Raw genomic sequence first — 16511 nt, 5'->3', positions numbered from 1 at the left:
AGCGAGAAAAACGACGGGTATACCCGTCAATTCCGTCAAGCAAACCACTCGTTCGGGTCTTTTTTCCACGAACGGTGAGGCGGAGATCACTTTTCAAGGTCATCAGCTCTTAACATCGGCCTGTCGGCCGCTGGAGGGAGCACCACATGGCCACTTCATCGGACCCGTCGGGCATCACCCGGCGCGGCGCGCTGCGCACTGCCGGCGCCCTCGCGGTGACACTGCCGGCGGTCGCCGCCGGAACCGGCGTCGCGTTCGCCAGCCCGCCGCCGCTGCCCAGCGGGCCGCCGCACCCTCCGGGCCGGGTCATCACCCAGACCCCGATCCTGTACGGCGACCAGTTCCCGGCCGGCGCGATCTGGCCGCCGCCGCCGTACCAGATCACGCAGGCCCGGATCCAGGAGATGAAAAACGCCGGCCTCAACTTCTTCATCACCGGCAACTACCTGGACGACGGCTACATCGTCTCCCGCGCCCTCGGGATGGCCGACGCCGTCGGCGGCATGCACATGATCGTGCGCGACGACCACGACATCGCCAACCTCGCGCGCTGGTTCACCATCACCGACGATCGCTCGGTGCCGATGTCGGTCAGCACCGCCGACGCCGCCGCCATGGCCGCCCGCGCCTTCGGCGTCTACGCCTCGCACCCGTCCTTCGCCGGCTTCTCGCTGCTGGAGGACACCGAGCCCTGGACGTACGGCAACCTCAACGCCGTGGTCAACGCCCTGCGCTCGGCCAACCCGTACTACCTGCGCTACAGCAACCTGCCGCCCGGCTCCGGCCCCGGCTACCAGGCCACGCTCGTCGACTACGTGAACCAGACCAACGCGCAGATGCTGTCGTTCGACCGGTATCCCATGATGGCCGACGGCTCCACCGACCCCGGCTTCGTCAGCAACTGGGCCGACGTCCGGGCCGTGGCCAACCAGGTCGGCAAGCCCGCCTGGGGCTACGTGCAGACCTGCGGCTTCGACGGGCACCGCTCCCCCAGCTACGACGACATCGCGTGGCAGGTCAACACCAGCCTGGCCTACGGCGCCAAGGGACTTCAGTACTTCCCGTACTGGACGCCCTCGCCCGAGCGCGGCGGCAACTTCCAGCCCGCCATGATCGACGCCCTCGGCCGGCGCACCCAGCACTACTACGACGTGCAGGACATCAACTCCAGCATCCTCGCCGGCATCGGCAGCCAGCTGCGGGCCATGACCTCGGAGTCGGTCACGCACGCCAACGAGACCGCGACGCCGGCCCGCAGCGCCCGCTTCGGCCCCGACAACTACGTCACCGAGGCCTCCGGCGACGCCGTCGTGCTCAGCCGCTTCGTCGACAAGGCCGGCGACCGCTGGCTGTTCGTGGCCAACCGCTCCAACCGCGCCGCCGCCAAGGCCACCGTCAAGCTCCGGTCATCGGCCGTGGCCCGGGTGTCCCAGTTCGACACCCGCTCCCGCACTGTCACCGCTCAACGCGACCCGGGCGGCATCTCCGTGTCCCTGCGCCCCGGCGCTTCCGCCCTCTACCACCTGGCCGCGCACAGCTAGCTCTTCTCCAGGAACTCCGCGCGGGAGGCATCGACGACCTCCCGCACCATCTGCGCGAGGCCGGGATGCTCGACCAGGTCGGGGTCCTCGCCGACGACCCGCTGGGCCTCGGCGCGGGCCTCCTCGATCACGTCGAGATCGTCCAGCAGGGACAGCATCTTCAGGCCGGACTTCACGCCGGACTGGGCCGCGCCGAGGATGTCGCCCTCGCGGCGCAGCTCCAGGTCCATCTGGGCCAGCTCGAAACCGTCGAGGGTGTCGGCGACGGCCTGCAGCCGCTGCATGGTGGAGCTGCCGGCCGGCACCTCGGAGACCAGCAGGCACAGGCCGGGGGCGCTGCCCCGGCCGACGCGGCCGCGCAGCTGGTGGAGCTGGCTGACGCCGAACCGGTCCGCGTCCATGATCACCATGACGGTCGCGTTCGGCACGTTGACACCGACCTCGATCACCGTGGTGGCCACCAGGACCTTGACGTCGTTGGCGGCAAAGGCCCGCATCACGGCGTCCTTGTCCTCCGGCGGCATCCTGCCGTGCAGCATCTCGACCCGCAGCCCCTTGAGCGGACCGCCGGTGAGCCTGGGCAGCACGTCGGTGACCGCGAGCGGCGGCCGCTGGTCGCTGTTGCCGCCCTTGGGTTCCTTGGGTTCGGCGTCCTCGTCGTCGCCGATGCGCGGGCACACCACGTAGGCCTGGTGCCCGGCCTCGACCTCCTCGCGGATGCGTTCCCACGCCCGCCGCAGCCACTCCGGCCGCTCCGCCACCGGCACCACGGAGCTGGTGATCGGGGACCGGCCCTGCGGCAGTTCACGCAGCGCCGACACCTCAAGGTCGCCGTACACGGTCATGGCCACCGTGCGCGGAATCGGCGTCGCCGTCATGACCAGCACATGCGGGCTGACGCCCTCGCCGGACTTGCCGCGCAGGGCGTCCCGCTGCTCGACGCCGAACCGGTGCTGCTCGTCGACGACGACGAACCCCAGTTCCGCGAACGACACCTTGTCCTGAATCAGCGCGTGCGTGCCGACCACGATGCCGGCCGCGCCGGAGGCGATGTCCAACATCGCCTGCCGCCGCTGAGCGGTGTTCATCGACCCCGTCAGCAGCACGATCCGGGTCGCCTGCTCCGGCGCGCCCAGCTCGCCGGCCGTCGCCAGGTCGCCGAGCATCTCACGCAGCGAGCGGGCATGTTGCGCCGCAAGGACTTCCGTCGGCGCCAGCATCGCCGCCTGCTTGCCCGCGTCCACCACCTGGAGCATGCCGCGCAGCGCCACGAGCGTCTTGCCCGAGCCCACCTCACCCTGCAGCAGCCGGTTCATCGGGTGCGTGCCGCCGAGTTCCTCGGCCAGCACTTCGCCGATCTCGCGCTGGCCGTTGGTCAGCGTGAACGGCAGCCGCTCGTCGAACGCGTCCAGCAGGCCACCCGTGCGCCGCGCGCTGGGCTTCGCCGGCCGGGCCGCCGCCGACTTCCGCCGCTGCGCCAGCGCGAGCTGGATCGACAGCGCCTCGTCCCACCGCAGGCGGCGCTTGGCCTCGTCGATCGCCTCCTGGGTGTCCGGGAGATGGATCAGCTTCAGCGCCGACATCAGGTCGAGCAGGGCGTACCGCTTGATCAGGTCGCCCGGCAGCGGGTCGACCACGCCGTCCCACATGCTCAGGACCTGCTCCACGCAGCGGGCGATGCTCCAGGTCGGCACGCCGTGGACCGCCGGGTAGACCGGGATCAGCTTGCGGGCGAAGGACGCGATCGCCTGCTCGCCGTCCTCGCCTTCGCCGTCGAGCAGCTGGAACTCCGGGTGGGCCAGCTGCATCGTCTTGTTGAACTTGCTGACCTTGCCCGCGAACAGGCCGCGGGCCCCCGGCACCAGCTTGCTCAGGTTGGCGATCTTCTGGCTGAAGAAGACCAGGCTCAGCGGCCGCGTGCCGTCGGTGACGATCACCTCGGTCATCGTGCCCCGCCGGGCCCGCATCGGCTTTTTCGTCATCTTGGCCACGTCGGCCAGCACCGTGACGTGCTCGTTCAGCTCCAGGCTGGCGATGGAGGTCAGCTGGCCGCGCTCGTCGTACCGGCGTGGGTAGTGCCGCAGCAGGTCGCCGACCGTGCGCAGGCCCAGTCCGTCGGCCAGGGCCACTGCGGTCTTCTTGCCCAGCAGCGGTTCGAGGGAGTCGTCGATGGCAGTCATCGGGTGCTATTCAACCCCGTGCCCCTGACACCGCTAATCTGGCCGCCCCTGCGAGCCCTTGCCTAGGAGCTGCCCCATGCCCCGCCCCAGCGTCGAGGCCGAGCGGCGGGCCCAGATCCTGCGCGCCACCTGCCAGGTCATCGCCGAGAGCGGGCTGCGCAACCTGCGCATCTCCGACGTCGCCCGGCTGGCCGGCGTCTCCGGCGGCACCGTGCACTACTACTTCGACACCAAACAGGACCTCGCCCAGGCCGCCTTCGAGGACTGCTACGAGCGGTCCCTGGAGCGCCGCCGCTGGCTGCTCGACTCCCGGGCCGACTCCCTCACCCGCCTGCGCCAGATCGTCGACTCCTACGTGCCCGGCACGCCCGAGACCATCGAGGCCTGGAAGGTCTGGGTCGAGTTGTGGGCCGAGAGCCCCCGCTCCCCCCGCCTGCGTGAGCTCAACGAGCGCCTCTACGGCGACTGGCGCCGCATCGTCGCCGCCGTCGTCCGCGACGGCCAGTCCCGCGGCCAGCTCGCCGACGGCGACCCCTTCGTCCTGGCCAACATGCTCGTCGGCATGATCGACGGCCTCGCCGTCCAGGTCCTCGCCGGCTCCCACTCCCTCACCGCCGGCCGCATGCGCGCCACCTGCCTGGCCTTCGTCGACACCGTCCTGGCCCGCCGGCCGTCCGCTAACGTCGTGGAGTGACACCGGACGTGACCGTATGGCTGAGGGCTCGATTCGGTCCCGAGGTCGATGCCTGGGTCGACGCGATTCCCGCCCTCGCCGAGCAGTTGGCCGCACGGTGGGGAATGCGGCTGGGCGAGACGTTCGCCGGCGGGGCCTCGTCGGTGGTGTTGCGGTGTGAATGGCCGGACGGCACGCCCGCGGTGCTCAAACTCAGCCCGGATCACGCGCTGCTCGGCCGGCAGGTCGAGATGCTGGGTCTGTTCGCCGAATCGGGTCGGGTGCCGGCCGTGCTGGCCGCCGATCCGGCGCTGGGAGCCATGGTCCTGGAGGAGATCGTGCCCGGCACCGAGGCCGAGCAGCTGCCGCTCGACACCCTGCCCGAACGATGGGGCGCACTCGTCACCGCCCTGCACGGCGTGGCGGCGCCGGAAACGTGGCGATGGGACCTTCAGGGCCGGTGCGACGAATCCTTCGTCCGGGTCGGTCGCCGACTTTCCGACCCGCTGATCAGCCCCCATGTCAGCACCGACGTCTGGCAGCGGGCGCAGGGCCGGTGCCAGGCGCTGCTGGACACTCAGGACCGGCGGGTGTTGCTGCACGGCGATCTGCACCTGGGCAATGCCCTCGACGGCGGCCCGCGCGGCTTGGTGGCCATCGATCCCAAGGCGTGCGTGGGCGATCCCTGTTACGACGCCGTCGACTACGTCGTGGCCGGGGCCGGGCACGAAGGCATCGCCGTTCGCTGCGAGCAGATCGCGGCGGCCTGCGGCCTGGACGGCGACCGGCTTTACGCCTGGGGCCGGGTCATCGCGCCCTTCGCCGCCATCGGCCAGCTGTACGACAACGCCCCGCAGGCAGTGGTCGACGAGCTGTTGACCTTCGCCCGAGGTTGGTGAGCGCTCACGCCGCGGAGCCGAACTTGGCGTCTATGTCGCGGACGGCCAGGTCGGCGATGCGGGCGGCGGCGGCGCGGGGGGTGACGGCGGCGTGGTCGGCCTCGTCGAGGACGGCGGTGACCAGGCGGCGCATGGTGGAGCGGATCTTGGTGAAGGCGCTGTCGGAGTTGGGCTGGACGTCGCCGAAGAGGGTCCACCACCACCAGCTGCCGCTGGCCGAGTTGGCGACGACGTCGGGGATGACGAGGGTGCCGCGGTGCACGAGGCGGCGCTCGGCCTCGGGCAGGACGGGCATGTTGGCGGCCTCGACGACGACGCGGGCCCGGACCTGGTCGACGTTGCGCTCGTCGACGGCGTAGGACACGGCGGCCGGCACGAGGACCTCGGCCTCGACGTCGAGCCACTTCTCGCCGGGCAGGAGGTGGTCGCCGGGAGCGAGGTCGTCGCGGTCGACGGTGCCGTGGGCGTCGCGCCCGCGCAGCAGGCGCTCGACGTCGAGACCGTTCTCGTTGGCCACGATGCCCTTCACGTCGGCGATGCCGACGACCTTCACCCCGGCCTCGGACAGGAACCGCGCGGTGGAGCCGCCGATGGCGCCGAAGCCCTGGACGAAGGCGCGCACGTCCTGGACGGGCAGGCCCAGCCGGTCCAGGCCGGTGAGGGCGGCCTCGGCCACGCCGCAGCCGCCGACGAGCTCCTTGAGCCGCAGGCCGCCGACCCGCACCTGGGAAGCCTTGCGCAGCCGGGCCCGCGCGGCCCGCTCGTCGTCGAGCAGGGGGTACACGGCCTGGATCGACGAGGAGAAGCCGAGTTCGGCCAGCGCCTTGTCGATCGTGGACTGTCGCAGGCCGAGATCCTCGCCCATGGTCCAGAACTGCTCGACGTACGGCCGCATCGCGGTCAGGTAACGGCGCAGCACCTCGGTGGCCCGAGGGTCGTACGGATCCCAGTCGATGCCGCCTTTCGCGCCACCCAACGGGATGTAGCGGCCGGCGGGGTCGTAGTTCAGCGCCTCACGCACGGACATGCCGGCGGCCAGGCCGCGAACCTCGTCCAAGGTGCAGCCCGCGCGCATCCGCAGTCCGCCACTGCTCACGCCACGCACCAGCCGGTCGATCACGAGATAGCCGTGGCAGCCGGTCACGGGATCGGTCCAGGTGACCTGAAGGTAGGGTTCACGCACCGGGCCACCTCCTCGCTGGTGACGTGCGGATATGCAGGTACCGCACAGTTGACCCGACACCTGACTGATGTGTCAATCAACGCGCCCCGACCGCAACCGAGGCGTCAGCTGCCGGACACCCAAGGGGTCGAGGCAGCGCCGCAACGGGTCGTGAGGCGGTGGCGACGATGCGTGCGCGGGCGACCGTGACGGTCGCTCACGGTGATCGCGTCGTCACCGGATGAATCCACTGTGGACGATCCGAAGAGAACCGTCCACAAGGGACTATTCGACGCCGATGAGCGCGACCGTGCCGGGCTGGCCGCCGGCGTATCCGGTCAGCTCCGCCTCGGGATGGCTCAGCCGCAGGTGCCGACCCAGTTCCTCGTCGAGGCCCGCCGGAGCGTCCGTACCGGCGAAAACGGTCACCAGCTCGCCCCCGCCGTCCAGCATCCGGTCCACCAGGCGGCAGGCGGCGGCGACCAGATCGGCGGGCGAGGGCTCGATGAGGACGACCTCGCCGTCGATCATGCCCAGCGCGTCGCCGGGCTGGCAGCGGCCGACCCAGGTGATGGCCTCCCGTTGCGCGATCACGAGTTCGCCACGCCTGGTCGCCGCGGCGGCCTCGGCCATCGCGACGACGTCGTCGCCGGAACGCCGCGTCGGGTCGTGGACGGCGAGCGCGGCGAGGCCCTGCACCGGCGAAGCGGTCGGCACGACAACAACGTCGCGGCCGTCCCGTTCCGCCGCCTGGGACACGAGATCGGCCAACCCGATGTCGTTGGGCAGCACGACGACCTGGGCCGCGCCGGTCTCGGCCAGCACGTCGACCAGATCGCCGACGGCCGGTTCGCGGCCGTCGGCGAGCATCAGCACCGAGGCGCCCTCGGCCCGGAACAGCTCGGCGGCGTCCTCGCCGGCGACGATGGCCACCACCGCCCGGTCGCGCGCGAACTGGGCCCGCTGCGCGGCGAAGCGGGTGACGGTGATCCGATGCGGGCGCCCGTTCTCGACGCCGACCTCGATCGCCGCGCCGACGTCGTCGCAGTGCACGTGGACCGACCACAGTCCGTGACCGTCGCCGGCCACCACGACGCTGTCGCCGAGCCGGGCCAGCCGCTCGCGCAGCACCTGCTCGTCGGCGAGACCGTCGAGCAGGTACATCACCTCGTACTCGAAGCCGCTGCTCTCGTGGACCAAGGCGGTCCTGGGTGCGCTTATCGGTGTCAAGTCGTGTTCGACGTCACTGTCGAGGCGCTCGGACACCACCATCGCCAGGGCGTCCAGGAGCAGCAGCAGCCCCCGGCCACCGGCGTCGACGACGCCGCGCTCGGCCAGCACGGCCAGCTGCCGCGGGGTGTCGGCAAGCGCTTGCGTGGCGGCCTTCACCGCGGCGCGCGCCACGTCGTCCAGCAGGTCGGAGGGGCATTCCTCGGCAGCGTCGGCGGCGGCCGCGAGCACGGACAACACCGTGCCGGCGACCGGCTTGGCCACGGCCGCCGTGGCCAGTTCGTCGGCCCGGCGCAGGGCACCCCTGAGGGCGGCGCCGCTGACCGTACGAGTGCCTTCCCAGCTTTCGGCCAGGCCGCGCAGCACCTGCGAGAGGATCACGCCCGAGTTGCCCCGCGCGCCCGCCACGGCCCCCTTGGCCAGCGCCGACACCGCCGTGCCGACCGCGTCCGCCGGGTCACCGACCAGGGCGTCCAGCGCCGACCGCATGGTGTGCAGCAGGTTCGTGCCGGTGTCGCCGTCGGCGACGGGGTAGACGTTGATGCTGTCGATGGCCTCGCGGTCCGCGTCCAGCGCGCGCACCCCGGCCGCCGCCCACCGGCGGACCGCGTCGGCGTCCAGCGCCTGAAGCACGTCCGGCCCCTCCTCTCCCAGCCCTCCGCGGCGAGGGTAGCGGGGCCGGTTTGGAGCCCCGACGGATCACCGGTTACCCTGTTCTGGTTGCTCTGGTCCGTGCTTGGTCCGGATCAGCGCGTCCGTACCGGTGGCAACGCTGGAGTCGGATGCCACCTGAGGACCGAAATTACTTGAAGGAGTGTCTGACATGGCTGCCGTCTGCGACGTCTGCGGCAAGGGGCCGGGCTTCGGCATGTCGGTCTCGCACTCGCACCGCCGGACCAACCGCCGGTGGAACCCGAACATCCAGTCGGTGCGCGCCAAGGTCGCGCCCGGCCAGCGTGCTCGGGTCAACGTGTGCACCTCGTGCCTGAAGGCCGGCAAGGTCGTCCGCGGCTGAGCTGTCTGAGACCGTGGGGGCCGTGTGGACTTCGTTCACACGGCCCCTTCTCTGTGCTCGATTCTCTGTGCTTGATCTCAAAAGCCAAGACTCAGATCTGCGAAGGGCCCCAGGGATTGCGTCCCTGGGGCCCTTCACTGTGTCCTGATCAGGCGACGAGCGCTGGTTCCGGGCTGGGCGCGGGAGTCCGGGCGAAGCGCTGGGCCAGCCAGGCACAGACCATGAGCTGGATCTGGTGGAACAGCATCAGCGGCAGCACGATCAGGCCGACCGAGGCCGCCGGGAACAGCACACTGGCCATGGGCAGGCCGCTGGCCAGCGACTTCTTCGAGCCCGCGAACATGATCGTGATCCGGTCCTCGCGGGAGAAGCCGAGCAGCTTCGGGCCGAACCAGGTGACGGCGAGCACCACACCCAGCAGCGCGATGTTCACGCCGACCAGCGCGAGCAGGCTCGTGATCGACAGCTGGCCCCAGATGCCGGCGACGACGCCCTCGCTGAACGCCGTGTAGACGACCAGCAGCACCGAGCCGCGGTCGACCAGGCCCAGCACCGACTTGTGCCGGGTGACGAAGCCGACCAGCCAGCGTCGGGCCAGCTGACCGAGCACGAACGGCAGCAGCAGCTGGAGCGTGATGTCGACCAGTGCGTGGCTGGAGAAGCCGCCGCCGCGGGTGGTGAGCAGCGTGCCGACCAGCAGCGGCGTGAGCACGATGCCCACCAGGTTGGAGAACGAGGCCGCGCAGATCGCCGCCGACACGTTGCCGCGGGCGATGGACGTGAAGGCGATCGAGGACTGCACGGTCGAGGGCAGGCAGCAGACGTAGAGCAGGCCGATGTACAGCTCCGGCGAGATCACGCCGGGCACCAGCACCCTCAGGCCCAGCCCGAGCAGCGGGAACAGCACGAAGGTGGCGGCGAACACGATGCCGTGCAGCCGCCAGTGCCTGATGCCGGCGAGCGCGTCCTGCGGCGACAGGCGGATGCCGTACAGGAAGAACAGCAGGCCGATCGCCACCGTCGTCGCTTCGCCGAACACCGGCACCCACAGCCCACGCGCCGGCAACAGCGAGGCCAGCGCGACCGTGCCGAGGATGGCCAGGATGTAGGGGTCGATTCGGCGCATGTCTCCAGGATCGATGCAGAGCGCCAATTCGGAAACACGCTAACCGCTCTGACTGTGTTCACGAAACGTGATAAGTCAGAGTTCGCGCGCACAATGGCCGCATGTGCCGAAGCATCAAGACCCTGCGCCCGCCGTTCACCGACCACGTGACCGACGCCGACGTCCGCGCCGCCGCCCTCCAGTACGTGCGCAAGCTCTCCGGCTTCCGCGCCCCCGCCGCCCACAACGCCGAGGCCTTCGCCAAGGCCGTCGACGCCGTCGCCGCAGCCACCGCCGAACTCCTGTCCTCCCTGGAGGTCCGCGGCCAGCACCAGCACTAGCGCCTACGGATCCGGCGCAGTACGAGCCGACAGGCTCAATACCGCCAGCCGGTGATCAACACGGCTGCCGCAACGATTCGCACGCTGACACAGCCAAGCCTCGAACTGCGGCAGCGAAACCACCGCCCCGACGCCAAGGCGCCCCAGCGCCGCGGCGCGCCGTCCGGCCAGCCGAGTCGATCACTCGCCAGGCTTAGGGAAGGGTGTCGGGAACAGGCCAAACAGCGTCAGGGCTCCGGATAGACCTGTGCCGTCCGGGACATCCATATGTACATGAGGATGCCGCCCACGATGACACCGACGAGGGCCGCAGCCCAAGGGAACTCCGAGGCCGAGCCGTAGACGTTGATGGTCAGTTGTCCAGCCTGGAAGACGCTGCCCTCCACGAAGCCCGCAACCGCGTTGTTCGTCAGCCCGAGCCTCAGCAGTTCCTCGGCAATCACGGCAACTTCCAGTCGATGGGCTGCGCGCCCTGGCGGGTGAGCAGGTCGTTGGCCCGGCTGAACGGCTTCGAGCCGAAGAACCCCCGGTCCGCCGACATCGGACTCGGGTGCGCCGACTCGATGCACGGCACCCCTTGCAGCAACGGGGCCAGGCTGCGGGCGTTGCTGCCCCACAGGATTGCCACCAGCGGGGTGCGACGGGCGTGCAGTGCGCGGATGGCCTGCTCCGTGACCTGCTCCCAGCCCTTGCCCTTGTGCGAGTTCGGCCGTCCCGGCGCCACCGTCAGAGATCGGTTGAGCAGCAGCACTCCCTGCTCAGCCCACGGCGAGAGATCCCCGTTGGACGGCCGCGGCAGGCCCAGGTCCGACTCCATCTCCGTGTAGATGTTGGCCAGGCTGCGCGGCACCGGCCGCACCTCGGGCGCCACCGAGAAGCTCAGCCCCACCGCGTGCCCCGGCGTCGGATACGGGTCCTGCCCCACGATCAGCACCCGCACGTCCGCGAACGGCTGCTTGAACGCCCGCAGCACGTTCTCCCCCGCCGGCAGGTAGGTGCGCCCCGCCGCCACCTCGGCGCGCAGGAACTCCCCCATCGCGGCTATCCGCTCCGCGACCGGCTCCAACGCCTGCGCCCAGCCGGCTTCGACAACTTCGTTCAAGGGACGGGAAACCATGCCGCGAACTGTATCCGGCACCCCCGACACTCCCGGACGGGGCGGCGGCCGTTGTCAGGGGTCGTGGATACGGTGCGGGCCACTTGACCATCTGACTTCGTGGAGGATCAGGGTGGGCGCGAAGACAGCGCTACTGGCGTTTGCCGACGGGGATGTCCGTCCGGCGTTGACGACCGGCGCACGATCGACGCAGGCAGCGGCCGAAGATCTGGTGCGCCGGGTGTTTCCGGGCTACTCGACCGAGTCCATCGGGGAGGGCTCGCTGTTCGAGCACGAGTACCCGCCGGACGACGTCACCTACGCCACCACGCTGCCCGGGGTGCGACTCTTGTGCGACCGGAGGCTCGTGCGCGACCGGCCGTCGGAGCTGCTGGAGCGCTTGCACGAGCTGGGCGCGGGGCGGCGAATCATCATGCACGGCATGCACTCCGTGGTGGACTGGCTCGGCTTCGCCGTGTGGGAGGACGGCGCGCTGATTCGCTCGCTGAGCCTGTCGCCGGACAGCGGCATCCAGGAGAACATCGGCGAGCCGTTCGACTTCGAGTTGCCGTACTGGGCCGGCGAGCATCCCGTCGAGCCCGCGCCGGGCTGGCCCGACCGGGGGCCGTACCCGTTGCCGTTCCATCCCTTGGAGCTGGGCGAACTGGCATTGCGGGCGCTGTTCGGCTTCGTCATCGAGGGTTACCCCGACCCGCACGACATCGACACCGAGAGCGTTCCGCTGCACGGGTTCCGAGTGACCGATCCGAAGGAGCAGGCCGCACGGGAAGCCAACTACGCACGGCTGCGCGAGATGATGGGGTCTCCGCAGGTGTTTCGAATGGGACCGGACGGGACGATGCAAGAAGTCACGCGCGACAACCTCTGAGCCGTCTCGCGCCGGACGGGACAGCACGTGAGTGGCTCAGATGGCCTTGGAAGCCAAGTGAGTCACTCACATGCACCCCGGGCGAGCGCGACGGCTTCCTTGCGGGCGCCGTACCGTCGGGCGAGCCAGGCGCACACCATGAGTTGCAGCTGGTGGAAGAGCATCAGCGGCAGGACGGCCAGGCCTACGGTGGCGGCGGGGAAGAGCACCGTGCCCATGGGCAGGCCGCTGGCGAGGGACTTCTTGGAGCCGCAGAAGACGATGGCGATCTCGTCCTCGGTGGAGAAGCGCAGCCGGCGGGCGGCGAAGGTGGTCGCGAGCATGACGACGGCCAACAGGACGGCGTTGACGGCCAGCAGCACGACCAGGGACAGCCAGGACAGACGGCCCCAGATGCCGGCCACCACGCCCTCGCTGAAGGCGGCGTAGACGACCAGGAGGATGGAGCCCCGGTCGACGTAGCCGAGGATCTTCTTGTGGCGGGTGAGGAAGCCGCCGATCCACCGGCGGAGCAGCTGCCCGGCGACGAAGGGGGCCAAGAGCTGCATCATGATGTCCCGCACGGCACCGAAGGAGATGCCGCCGCTGCTGGTGAACAGGAAAACGGTGACCAGCAGCGGCGTGAGCACGATGCCGATGAGGTTGGAGAAGGAGGCGCTGCAGATGGCGGCGGCGACGTTGCCGCGGGCGATGGAGGTGAAGGCGATGGAGGACTGGACGGTGGAGGGCAGGCAGCACAGGAACATCAGGCCGGCCCACAGGTCCGGGGGCAGCGCCCACGGCACGAGCAGCCTGCAGAGCAGGCCCAGCAGGGGAAACAGCACGAAGGTGGCCGTGAGGACCAGGCCGTGCAGCCGCCAGTGCTTGAGGCCGTCCAGCGCCTCACGGGTGGAAAGCCTGGCCCCGTAGAGGAAGAACAGCAGGCCGATGGCGATCGTGGTCGCGTGGCCGAAGCCGGTGGCCACCGCCCCGCTCGCCGGGAGCAGCGAGGCGACGGCCACCGTCAACAGCAACGCCACGATGTAGGGGTCAACCCGCAACCGTGACATCGCGCCGGTCCAGCTTGGGGTGGTGCCGGGAGATGTTGCGCTCCAACAGGTCGATGGAGGCGGCGACGCCGACGTCGCCCTCGGAGACCTCGGGCAGGCGGCCGTCGTTGGCCCGCAGCTCCAGCAGGGCGTTGTCGATGGCGGTGTGCGCGGCGAACAGGCACGGCGTGGAGTAGATGGCGACGTTGACGCCGAGGTCCTCGAGTTCGGTGAGGGACAGGCGCGGCGACTTGCCGCCGGCGATCTGGTTGAACAGCAGGGGCTTGTCGCCGATGACGGCACGCACCTTGCGGATCCGGTCGACGGAGCGCACGCCGTCGACCAGCAGCACGTCGGCATCGGTCTGGGCCAGCGCCTCGGCGCGGCGCAGGATCTCGGACTCCTCGGTGGCGTCGGTGCGGGCGACGACCACGAGGTCCTTGCGGGTCTCCAGCACGAGGTTGAGCTTCTCCAGATACTCCTCAAGCGGGAGGATCTGCTTGCCGTCGACATGACCGCAGCGGCGCGGCCGCTTCTGGTCCTCCAGGATCACGCCGGAGGCGCCGATGCGCTCCAGGTTCTCCACGACGTGGCAGGCGACCTCGGGATCGACGTAGCCGTCGTCGATGTCCACGAGCAGGTGCTGCTGGGGGAAGGCCAGCCGCAGCCGCTGCACGAAGTTGACCATGTCCGGCCACGCGATGAAGCCGATGTCCGGCAGCCCGTAGTAGGACGCGGCGAAACCGAAGCCGGAGACGAACATGCCGCCGTAGTGTTGCGCGGACAGCGACGCGGAGAACATGTCGAACACGCCGATCAGCGGCGTGATGCTGTCGCTTTGCACATCGCGGCGCAGAGCGCTGCCGTAAGTCATGCGTAAACCCCTTTGAATGAGCGAAGACGTCTCATTGCCCCACAGTGAGATGCATTCGAACCGCGAAGGTCAAGAGAACATTACCTTGACCGTCGAGCTTGACGGTAGTGACCCGGGATCGGGACAGCCAGCGTCCAATCGGGCAAACATCCCACGTGAGCATCACTCACAGTAGCCAAATGCCACTCTTATGCAGTAACGACCGCCGCGCCTCCGACCTGGTCGGGAAGCCCGGGAAAGTCGAACGTAAAACCTGAGTAAAATATGTGAGTGAGGTGGAACACCGATTGGACTTACCGTGCTCCACGATCAGAAGGGCGGCAAACGGAAACCACGGTAAAACGCGCACGATCGGCACCACCCTAGTCCGACCGAGTGACTCTCACATGCACCGGGAGTGTCAGCGCAGGCGACCACTCACACGCGTGAGCACAACGGCCGGCCAATCTGCGCCGTAAAGAAGTATTTCGACGTCACCGGGCGCGTCGGGATCCATGCGCCACTTCTGCCGCACGGCGGCCAGCGCGGCCAGCGGACGGGTGGCCAGCCGGCGCGCGGACCACGGCAGCCGGGCGTGCGCGAGCAGGGTGCCCTCGTCCGGATCGGCCAGCACGACTCGGGTCCAGTCGCCCCGGACGGGCAGCAGCCGCACGTCCGTCCAATCAGGACCGTCCTGCAACCACTTGGTGGCCGTGGCGGCCTTGCCCCGCATGCGCAGCGGGACCAGCACCGGCGCGGTCGGACCGGGCGCCTGGAACACGTGGCCGAACTGTCGCGGGCGCAGGAACTTGCGCCCCTTCGGTTGGTACGGCAGAGACAACGGCAGCACCTGCTCGTCGCCGTCGAGCACGAGCACGCAGTGCCCGCCATGGTCGACGTCACCGAGCAGCACCGCGGGCGCGGGCTCGCCGTCCACGCGCAGCGCCCCGAGGTCGATGCCGTCGGGCACGCCGAACAGCTGGTCGACATGGCCGCCCTGGTCGGCGGCGACGGAGATCTCCGGCAGCGCCCGGCCGCCCGGGCTGTACCACCGCATCTGGGCGTACACACGGCGCTGCGGCTCGCGGTGCGCCACCAGGGAGATGAGCTCGTTGCGACGGGGTTCGCGGGCGCTGTCACCGCGAATGAGGGACAGGCCGGTCACGCCGAGGGCGACGGCGGACCCGACCAGGACCAGCCACAACGGCAGCCACACGGACACCAGGGCGAGAACGGCCGCGCCGACGAGGCGTAACCACAGGGGCACACGGGAGTGGGTGATCGGCGGTGGCGCATCGAAGCGGGCCGGCAGAACCAGCTCATCTGGTAACGCGTCGTCCTCGGCGGTGGCCACAACGCCCCTTTCCAGTGTCCCCCGGAAGGGTACTAGTCGAGGCGGCGAAGTCCGTGGCGATACGCCCGCGCGTTGCCGACATAAAGCTCGACGATGCCCTTGGTCATGTCCTCGGGGACCTCGTGCCCCTCGCGGACACGCGCCGGCACACCCAGCGCCATCGCCCGCGGCGGCACGACTCCGTTGAACGACACCACCGCGCCCGCGCCGACCACCGCGCCGTCACCGATCACGGAACCGTTGAGCACCACCGAACCCGAGGCGATCAGGCAGCGGTCGCCGACCGTCGCCCCCTCCACGTGTGCGTTGTGCCCGACCACGCAGTCGGAGCCGATGGTGGTGGCGTGGAACTTGGTGCAGTGCAGCACCGTGCCGTCCTGGATGCTGGTGCGCTCGCCGACGGTGATCGTCCCGTAGTCGCCGCGCAGCACGGCGTGCGGCCACACCGAGGAGTCGGCGCCGATGGTCACCGAGCCGATCACGGTGGCGTCCGGATGCACATAGGCGTCCGGGTGGACGGACGGGACGAGATCACCCAACGCGTAAATGGCCACCGGGAAGTTTCCTTTGCTCAGTTTCCCTTACCGACGCTGGCGCGGGTCAACGCCAGTGCTCCCAGCCCGAGGTGCCCTCGTACGGCCGGCCGTCCACGGTCACGCCCGCGCCGCGGCGCACGGTGCCGATGGTGGCCCAGCCGTCGGGCACATCGGCCGGCTCGGGGAAGGTGGCGGCCAGGGCGTGGTCCTCGCCGCCGGTGAGCACCCAGTGCCGCGGGTTCGCGCCGAGCGCCGAGCCGACGTCGATCAACCGCTGGTGCACGGGGAGCAGATCGGTGCGGATGTCGATCGCCACGCCCGAGGCTTCCGCGATGTGGCCGACGTCACTGAGCAGCCCGTCGGAGACGTCGAGCATGGCCGACGCCCCCGCCTCGGCCGCCTGCGGCCCGGCGCCGTAGGGCGGCTCCGGCGCCTGCTGCGCGCCGACGATCGCCACCGGCGATCGGAAACCACGTCCGAGCACCGCCAGACCGGCCGCCGCCCACCCGAGCCGCCCGCACACGGCGAGCACGTCGCCGGGGGCGGCGCCCGAACGGGTAACCGGAGCCAGTCCTCGCATGTCACGAGGGCTGTAATCGATATCACTAC

16 protein-coding genes and 1 pseudogene are annotated in these 16511 nt (G+C 70.1%); 6 read left to right on the top strand and 11 right to left on the bottom strand.

Annotation, left to right across the window (positions count from 1 at the left end; all coding sequences use genetic code 11):
- The first annotated feature begins 146 nt into the window (after nucleotides 1–146).
- Complete coding sequence (locus tag KUTG_RS34130; protein ID WP_052395714.1) at nucleotides 147–1541, top strand: hypothetical protein; 1395 nt, start codon at nucleotides 147–149, stop codon at nucleotides 1539–1541.
- Here KUTG_RS34130 and recG read toward each other — a convergent pair.
- Complete coding sequence (gene recG / locus KUTG_RS34125; protein WP_043722736.1) at nucleotides 1538–3721, bottom strand: ATP-dependent DNA helicase RecG; 2184 nt, start codon at nucleotides 3719–3721, stop codon at nucleotides 1538–1540. The two genes, KUTG_RS34130 and recG, sit on opposite strands and share 4 nt — an antisense overlap.
- 76 nt (nucleotides 3722–3797) lie before the next feature.
- On the opposite strand from recG, the gene KUTG_RS34120 reads away from it, so the two are divergent.
- Both KUTG_RS34120 and KUTG_RS34115 read left to right on the top strand, forming a co-directional pair.
- The gene (locus KUTG_RS34120; protein ID WP_043722735.1) at nucleotides 3798–4415 is read left to right on the top strand and encodes a TetR/AcrR family transcriptional regulator; all 618 of its coding nucleotides are present in this window, start codon (nucleotides 3798–3800) and stop codon (nucleotides 4413–4415) included.
- Between the two features lie 8 nt (nucleotides 4416–4423).
- Complete coding sequence (locus KUTG_RS34115) at nucleotides 4424–5293, top strand: aminoglycoside phosphotransferase family protein (protein WP_232241106.1); 870 nt, start codon at nucleotides 4424–4426, stop codon at nucleotides 5291–5293.
- Between the two features lie 4 nt (nucleotides 5294–5297).
- On the opposite strand, the gene KUTG_RS34110 is transcribed toward KUTG_RS34115, so the two are convergent.
- Nucleotides 5298–6476, bottom strand: a complete 1179-nt coding sequence (locus tag KUTG_RS34110; RefSeq protein WP_043722732.1) for a Glu/Leu/Phe/Val dehydrogenase dimerization domain-containing protein — start codon at nucleotides 6474–6476, stop codon at nucleotides 5298–5300.
- Nucleotides 6477–6740: 264 nt separating this feature from the next.
- Complete coding sequence (locus tag KUTG_RS34105) at nucleotides 6741–8318, bottom strand: DAK2 domain-containing protein (protein WP_043722730.1); 1578 nt, start codon at nucleotides 8316–8318, stop codon at nucleotides 6741–6743.
- A gap of 190 nt (nucleotides 8319–8508) precedes the next feature.
- Here KUTG_RS34105 and rpmB point away from each other — a divergent pair, with 190 nt between their 5' ends.
- Entirely contained in the window at nucleotides 8509–8700 is a 192-nt protein-coding gene (gene rpmB / locus KUTG_RS34100) for a 50S ribosomal protein L28 (protein WP_043722728.1), read from the top strand.
- Nucleotides 8701–8848: 148 nt separating this feature from the next.
- Here the strand turns inward: rpmB and KUTG_RS34095 are convergent, their stop codons facing one another.
- Entirely contained in the window at nucleotides 8849–9826 is a 978-nt protein-coding gene (locus tag KUTG_RS34095) for a bile acid:sodium symporter family protein (RefSeq protein ID WP_043722726.1), read from the bottom strand.
- 101 nt (nucleotides 9827–9927) lie between these two features.
- Between KUTG_RS34095 and KUTG_RS34090 the strand changes: the two genes are divergently transcribed.
- Nucleotides 9928–10146 (top strand): DUF2277 family protein, encoded by a 219-nt coding sequence (locus KUTG_RS34090; RefSeq protein WP_043722723.1) that lies wholly within the window; start codon nucleotides 9928–9930, stop codon nucleotides 10144–10146.
- 227 nt (nucleotides 10147–10373) lie between these two features.
- On the opposite strand, the gene KUTG_RS34085 is transcribed toward KUTG_RS34090, so the two are convergent.
- Both KUTG_RS34085 and KUTG_RS34080 read right to left on the bottom strand, forming a co-directional pair.
- Entirely contained in the window at nucleotides 10374–10589 is a 216-nt protein-coding gene (locus KUTG_RS34085) for a hypothetical protein (RefSeq protein ID WP_043722720.1), read from the bottom strand.
- On the bottom strand, nucleotides 10586–11263 hold the full coding sequence (locus KUTG_RS34080) for a uracil-DNA glycosylase (RefSeq protein WP_043722719.1): 678 nt from the start codon (nucleotides 11261–11263) through the stop codon (nucleotides 10586–10588). Before KUTG_RS34080 ends, KUTG_RS34085 begins: the two co-directional genes overlap by 4 nt.
- A gap of 112 nt (nucleotides 11264–11375) precedes the next feature.
- On the opposite strand from KUTG_RS34080, the gene KUTG_RS34075 reads away from it, so the two are divergent.
- Nucleotides 11376–12131: a DUF6928 family protein gene (locus KUTG_RS34075; RefSeq protein ID WP_043722717.1), complete on the top strand. Its 756-nt coding sequence runs from the start codon at nucleotides 11376–11378 to the stop codon at nucleotides 12129–12131.
- Between the two features lie 62 nt (nucleotides 12132–12193).
- Here KUTG_RS34075 and KUTG_RS34070 read toward each other — a convergent pair whose 3' ends face one another.
- From KUTG_RS34070 to KUTG_RS34050, 5 genes and pseudogenes are all read right to left on the bottom strand, one after another.
- On the bottom strand, nucleotides 12194–13180 hold the full coding sequence (locus KUTG_RS34070) for a bile acid:sodium symporter family protein (protein ID WP_043722715.1): 987 nt from the start codon (nucleotides 13178–13180) through the stop codon (nucleotides 12194–12196).
- Nucleotides 13161–14033, bottom strand: a complete 873-nt coding sequence (locus KUTG_RS34065; RefSeq protein WP_043722712.1) for an isocitrate lyase/PEP mutase family protein — start codon at nucleotides 14031–14033, stop codon at nucleotides 13161–13163. Before KUTG_RS34065 ends, KUTG_RS34070 begins: the two co-directional genes overlap by 20 nt.
- Before the next feature lie 400 nt (nucleotides 14034–14433).
- The gene (locus KUTG_RS34060) at nucleotides 14434–15366 is read right to left on the bottom strand and encodes a hypothetical protein (protein WP_043722710.1); all 933 of its coding nucleotides are present in this window, start codon (nucleotides 15364–15366) and stop codon (nucleotides 14434–14436) included.
- A 32-nt stretch (nucleotides 15367–15398) separates the two neighbouring features.
- Entirely contained in the window at nucleotides 15399–15920 is a 522-nt protein-coding gene (locus KUTG_RS34055) for a gamma carbonic anhydrase family protein (protein ID WP_043722707.1), read from the bottom strand.
- A 46-nt stretch (nucleotides 15921–15966) separates the two neighbouring features.
- A pseudogene (locus KUTG_RS34050) lies at nucleotides 15967–16511 on the bottom strand (thiamine-monophosphate kinase); the annotation flags it as partial.

The organism is Kutzneria sp. 744, from assembly GCF_000568255.1.
Lineage (GTDB): Bacteria > Actinomycetota > Actinomycetes > Mycobacteriales > Pseudonocardiaceae > Kutzneria.
This window is presented reverse-complemented; position numbering and strand designations above follow the sequence as displayed.